Source organism: Variovorax sp. 20P10.2.4 (assembly GCF_058244205.1).
In genome coordinates this window covers 1-6,145 of the sequence record NZ_JBZAYE010000446.1, presented here as the reverse complement: position 1 = coordinate 6,145, position 6,145 = coordinate 1, and the positions used below count along the sequence as shown (strand labels likewise).

General features: G+C 69.1%; 4 protein-coding genes. 3 read left to right on the top strand and 1 reads right to left on the bottom strand.

Annotated features, from left to right (window positions below):
• On the top strand, positions 1 to 1,385 hold a 1,385-nt coding region (locus AC27VN_RS29795; RefSeq protein ID WP_490878879.1), incomplete at its 5' end, for a S41 family peptidase.
• A gap of 256 nt (positions 1,386 to 1,641) precedes the next feature.
• Positions 1,642 to 2,832, top strand: coding sequence for a nucleoside hydrolase (locus AC27VN_RS29790; protein ID WP_490878878.1), 1,191 nt, complete (start codon positions 1,642 to 1,644; stop codon positions 2,830 to 2,832).
• A 27-nt stretch (positions 2,833 to 2,859) separates the two neighbouring features.
• Here the strand turns inward: AC27VN_RS29790 and recQ are convergent, their stop codons facing one another.
• Positions 2,860 to 4,734, bottom strand: a complete 1,875-nt coding sequence (recQ, locus tag AC27VN_RS29785) for a DNA helicase RecQ (protein ID WP_490878877.1) — start codon at positions 4,732 to 4,734, stop codon at positions 2,860 to 2,862.
• 373 nt (positions 4,735 to 5,107) lie between these two features.
• On the opposite strand from recQ, the gene AC27VN_RS29780 reads away from it, so the two are divergent.
• Positions 5,108 to 6,070, top strand: coding sequence for an ABC transporter substrate-binding protein (locus tag AC27VN_RS29780; protein WP_490878876.1), 963 nt, complete (start codon positions 5,108 to 5,110; stop codon positions 6,068 to 6,070).
• Positions 6,071 to 6,145 lie beyond the last annotated feature (75 nt).

The following is a 6,145-nucleotide window of genomic DNA, read 5'->3' as shown; positions in this document are numbered from 1 at the left end:
TCGCCTCCTCGAGCGTGGCCGGCCAGTGCGCGGCGCCGCGCGGCGGCATCAACCCGGCCACCGGCATCGGCTACCCCGACCGCGCCGGTTCGCTGGCGATCGAGAAGCGCTGGGTGCGCGCCTGGATCGACGAAACCTACCTCTGGTACAACGAGGTGCCGACCACGCTGAAGGCGGCCGACTACGCGACGCCGGTGGCCTACTTCAACGTCCTGAAGACCCCGCTCACCACGTCCTCGGGCCGGGCCAAGGACCGCTTCCACTACATCTACGACACCGAGGTCTACCGCCAGCTGTCCGAGGCCGGGGTCTCGGCCGGCTACGGCATCGAGTTCGCATTCGTGCGCAACTCGCGTCCGCGCGACCTGCGCGTGGCCTTCACCGAACCGAACTCGCCGGCCGCCAACGCCGGCATCGCGCGCGGCGCCAAGATCCTCGAGGTCGACGGCATCAGCGTGGTCAACAGCACCAACACCACCGCCATCAACAACGCGCTCTCGCCCGACGACCTCGGCGAGTCGCACAGCTTCAAGCTCGAGGAGGCCGGCGGCGCCACGCGCACCGTCACGCTGACCTCGGCGCGGATCACGCGCACGCCGGTGCAGAACGTGAAGACCGTCGACACCCCGAGCGGGCGCGTCGGCTACCTGCTGTTCAACGACCACATCACGACCTCCGAGGCGCAACTGATCTCGGCCATGAACAAGTTCCAGGCCGACGGCGTGCAGGACCTGGTGCTCGACATGCGCTACAACGGCGGCGGCCAGCTCAACATCGCGAGCCGGCTCGCCTACATGGTGGCCTCGCCGGCCGCGACCGCGGGCAAGACCTTCGAGCGGCTGGCTTTCAACAACAAGAGTCCGTTCGGCTTCCAGCCGCCGCTGCCTTTCCTCGGCACCTCGCGCAACAGCCAGCCGCTGCCGCAGCTCGGCCTGTCGCAGGTCACGGTGCTCACCAGCCCCGACACCTGCTCGGCCAGCGAGTCGGTCATCAACGGCCTGCGCGGCGTGGACGTCCGGGTCAACCTCGTGGGCGGCGCCACCTGCGGCAAGCCCTATGGCTTCTATCCCCAGGACAACTGCGGCACCACCTACTTCGCGATCCAGTTCCAGGGCGTGAACAACAAGGGCTTCGGCGACTACGGCGACGGCTTCACGCCCAACTGCACGGTGGCCGACGACTTCGCGCATGCGCTGGGCGACCCGAGCGAGGCCCGCTTCTCGGCCGCGCTCGCGCTGCGCAGCACCGGCAGCTGCCCGGTGCCGGTCGCGGCCGTGGCGCGCGCCGCACCGGGGCTCGAGAAGGCGGAGGCGGCGCCCGACGCGGGGCCGACGCTGCTGCTGCGCTCGCCGCTGCGCGAGAACCGGTTGATCGAGACCGACTGATCCACCGGCCGGCGCCGCTTCGCCGGCGCTTTCTTGCCGAACCGACAACGGGCCCGACGGGCCCGTTTTCACGTGTCCGTGCACGCCTGTTGCGCACCATCCGCCTCGCGGAAAACCCCTAGGCCCCGGGCCTTGCCTGTGCCGTGCCCTCGCGCCCAGAATTCGGCAAACGTTTGCGCAAACGTTTTCGTTCGAGCGTCCGTTCGACGGCTTCCCCCTGAAAAGACACCACTATTCCAAGGAGAGAGAAATGCAGATGCCCAGAAGACGATGGATCGTGTCGGCCCTGTCGGCCGCGGTGCTCACCGCCTGCGGCGGCGGTGGCAGCAACGGCTTCGCGTTCGTGCCGACCGGCAGCGCGCCGCCGCCCCCACCGCCGCCGCCTCCGCCGCCACCCCCTCCGCCGGCGCGCAAGATCATCATCGACAGCGACTACAACACGATGAGCGACGACGGCCAGCTCGGCGCCATGGCCGCGCAGCTGCAGGCCGAGGGCAAGGTCGACGTGCTGGGCATCAGCGTGGTGTCGGGCAACAAGTGGCTGCGCCAGGGCGTGGCCGAGGCGCTGAAGTCGGTCGAGCGGCTCGGCGTGGGCGATCGCATCGGCGTCTACGTGGGCGAGAACTACGCGCTGAACCACACCAAGGCGGACATCGACGCCGAGATGAAGGCCGGTGCCGGCGGCGACGGCTACCTGGGCGCCTGGAGCTCGCCCGAGCCCAAGAGCGACGCCGACCTGGTGCCGATCCCCGACGGCTTCGCCACCCACACCAAGGCGCAGGCCAAGGGCGCGGTCGACTTCCTGATCGACGCCATCAAGGCGAACCCGAAGGAGGTCAGCATCCTCGCGATCGGCCCGCTCACGAACATCGCGCTGGCCGCCAAGCGCGCGCCCGAGATCGTGCCGCTGATCAAGGAGATCATCTACATGGGCGGCGCGGTCCACGTGGCCGGCAACACGACGAAGACGGCCGAGTTCAACTGGTGGTTCGATCCCGATGCGGCGCAGTACGTGGTGCGCTTGCCGATCCCGCAGGTGGTGCTGCCGCTGGACGTGACCGACACCGTGCTGATGACCAAGGCCATCTACGACAAGATCGCGCACCCGGCCACGCCCACGCCGGTCACCGAGGTCTTCCGCAAGGAATGGTTCGCGGATTCGTTCGAGACCAAGCCGGGCTACACCTCGAACATCTGGGACACGCTGACCATCGCCTACCTGCTCGACCCGAGCTACGCGACCGAGGTCAGCGAGGAGTACGTCGATGTGATCGCCAAGCCCGGCGATCCCGAGAACGGCCGCTCGGTCGGCTATGCCACGCCGCCCGCGGGCGTGCCGCTGCAGAAGATGAAGGTGGTGAAGAAGTTCGACAACGCGCGCTTCTACGACCTCTACGTCGACCTGCTCACGCGGCCGGTGCCGGTGAAGCTGCCGGTCGCGAACTGAGGCCGTGGCGCGCGGTGGGTGGGCCGGCTAGAAGGCCGAGCACACCCGCAGCACCTCGCTGCCGTAGGCCTCGAGCTTCTTGGTGCCGATGCCGCTGATGCCCTTCAGGTCCTCGAGCGTGGCCGGTGCCCGCTCGGCGATCGCGGCCAGCGTGGCGTCGTGGAAGATCACGTAGGCCGGCAGGTTGTGTTCGCGCGCCACCTCGGCGCGCCAGGCCTTGAGCGCGTCGAAGCGCGACTGGCCCTGCGCGTCGAGCGTGGCCGCGGCCGGCGAGGGCGCGCCGCGCGCGGTCTTCTCGCGCCGTGCCTTGCCGCCGCGCGCCGTCGGCGAGGAGATCGATTCGCGCAGCGACACCGTGGTCTCGCCGCGCAGCACCGCGCGCGAGCCCTCGGTGAGCTTGAGCGTGTTGTAGGCCTCGGCGTCGACCGCCACCGCGCCGATCGCGATCAGCTGGCGCAGCACGCCGCGCAGCTGCACCTCGCTGAACTCCGCGCCGAGCCCGAAGGTGCTGATGCGCTCGTGGCCGAACTGCTTGACCTTCTCGGTCTCCTTGCCGCGCAGGATGTCCATCACGTGGCCGGCGCCGAAGCTGATGCCGCTTTGCTGCTGCACGCGGTAGACGGTGGACAGCAGCTTGCGCGCCGCGTCGGTGCCGTCCCAGACCTGCGGCGGCGCGATGCAGTTGTCGCAGTTGCCGCAGGGCGTGCTCTGCTCGCCGAAGTAGCCCAGCAGGCGCACGCGCCGGCAGTCGCTGGCCTCGGCCAGCGAGAGCAGCGCGTCGAGCTTGCCGTGCATCACCTGCTTGAATTCCTCGCCGGCCGGGCTCTCGTCGATCATGCGGCGCTGGTTCACCACGTCCTGCAGGCCGTAGGCCATCCAGGCCTGGGCCGGCTCGCCGTCGCGGCCCGCGCGGCCGGTCTCCTGGTAGTAGCCCTCGATGTTCTTGGGCATGTCGAGGTGGGCCACGAAGCGCACGTCGGGCTTGTCGATGCCCATGCCGAAGGCGATGGTGGCGCACATCACGATGCCTTCCTCGCGCAGGAAGCGGTCCTGGTGCGCCTGGCGCACCGAGGCGTCGAGCCCCGCGTGGTAGGGCAGGGCGTTGATGCCCGCGTCGCGCAACGCCACCGCCACGTCCTCCACGCGCTTGCGCGACTGGCAATAGACCACGCCGGCATCGCCCTCGTGCTCGCGCTCGATGAAGCGCAGCAGCTGCGTGGTGGCTTCCTTCTTCTCGACGATGGTGTAGCGGATGTTCGGCCGGTCGAAGCTCGAGACGAACTGCTGCGCCTGCTCGAGCTGCAGCCGCTCGACGATGTCGGCGCGCGTGAGCGCGTCGGCGGTGGCGGTCAGCGCGATGCGCGGCACGCCCGGGTAGCGCTCGTGCAGCACGGTCAGCGCGCGGTACTCGGGACGGAAGTCGTGGCCCCACTGGCTCACGCAATGCGCTTCGTCGATCGCGAACATCGACAGCTTGCCGCGCGCGGCCAGCGCGTCCATCAGCTCGAGGAAGCGCGGTGTGGTCACGCGCTCGGGGGCGGCGTACAGCAGCGTGACCTCGGCGCGCGCCATGCGGCGCTCGACGTCCTGCGTCTGCTGCCAGTCGAGCGTGGAATTGAGGAAAGCGGCGTCCACGCCGGCCTCGTGCAGCGCGCCGACCTGGTCGTGCATCAGCGCGATCAGCGGCGACACCACCACCGCGATGCCGTGCCCGGCGCGCTGGCGCGCGATCGCGGGGATCTGGTAGCACAGCGACTTGCCGCCGCCGGTGGGCATCAGCACCAGGGCGTCGCCGCCGCCGGTCACGTGGTCGACGATCGGGGCCTGCGGACCGCGGAAGGCGGCGTAGCCGAAGACCTCGTGCAGGATCTGCGCGGGGTCGGCGGAAGGTGAATTGGACAAGGCGGCGGGCTGGGTGGCGACGGAAGGGGTCGATTGTCGCCGCAGCGCAGCACGCGCGTCGCCGCGGTCGCGGGGCCGGGCGCGACCGCCCGTCGGCCTGGGTGCCAAGCCTTGCTGGCACGCCGTTTGCAAGCGGTCGGCATTCGCCTGAAACGCCTGTATAGACAGCATACTGGTGCATGTGTCGGGCGGTTCGCACCAATACAAGGTGCGCTCCGCGCCGGCTTGCACCGTTCTCGCCGCGGCTTTTTCGGGTTATCCTGTATATACAGGGGTGTTCAGGCGAATGACACTGCGGCCGCGCACCACGGAAAGCTCCGACGGGCGCTGCCAGCCGATTCAATTGACGCTTCACACGAACAGGAGGGCCTCGATGGCCAAGACAGTCGCAAAGATCGCCACGCTGCTGGCAGCCGGTGCATGTATCGCGGGCGCGGCCGGAGGCGCCGCCGCCCAGACCAAGATCACGCTCGGCATGTCGGGCTGGACCGGCTTCGCGCCGCTGTCGCTGGCCGACAAGGCCGGCATCTTCAAGAAGAACGGGCTCGACGTGGAGCTCAAGATGATTCCGCAGAAGGACCGCCACCTGGCGCTGGCCTCGGGCGCGATCCAGTGCGCCGCCACCACCATCGAGACGCACGTGGCCTGGAACGCCAACGGCGTGCCGATCGTGCAGATCTTCCAGATGGACAAGTCCTACGGCGCCGACGGCATCGCGGTGCGCAACGACGTCAAGAGCTTCTCCGACCTCAAGGGCAAGACCGTCGGCGTGAGCGCGCCCGGCACCGCGCCTTACTTCGGCCTGGCCTGGATGCTGTCGAAGAACGGCATGAGCATCAAGGACGTGAAGACCGTCTCGCTCGAGCCCCAGCCGGCCGCGCAGGCCTTCGTCGCGGGCCAGAACGATGCCGCCATGACCTACGAGCCCTACCTGTCGACCGTGCGCGCCAACCCGCAGGCCGGCAAGATCCTCGCGACCACGCTCGACTACCCGATGGTGATGGACACCGTGGGCTGCGCGCCGACCTGGCTCAAGGCCAACGCCAAGGCCGCGCAGGCGCTGACCGACTCGTACTTCGAGGCGCTCGAGATGATCAAGTCCGACCCGGCCAAGTCCAACGAGCTGATGGGCAGCGCGGTCAAGCAGAGCGGCGAGCAGTTCGCCAAGTCCTCGGCCTACCTGCGCTGGCAGGACAAGGCGGCGAACCAGAAGTTCTTCAGCGCCGAACTGACCCAGTTCATGAAGGAGTCGGTGCCGATCCTGCTCGAGGCCGGCGTGATCCGCAAGGCGCCCGAGGACCTGGCCGCGACCTTCGACGCGAGCTTCATCAAGTAAGCCACCTCAACGCATAACGACGAAGCGCCACGCATCGCCCGCCATGGAAGCGACGACCGTCATCCCCTCCGCGCC

What these genes read in the sequence shown, in the direction of transcription:
- AC27VN_RS29790 (WP_490878878.1), top strand. Translation starts at nt 1,642, where the DNA reads ATGCCCAGAAGACGATGGATCGTGTCGGCCCTGTCGGCCGCGGTGCTC.
- AC27VN_RS29780 (WP_490878876.1), top strand. Translation starts at nt 5,108, where the DNA reads ATGGCCAAGACAGTCGCAAAGATCGCCACGCTGCTGGCAGCCGGTGCA.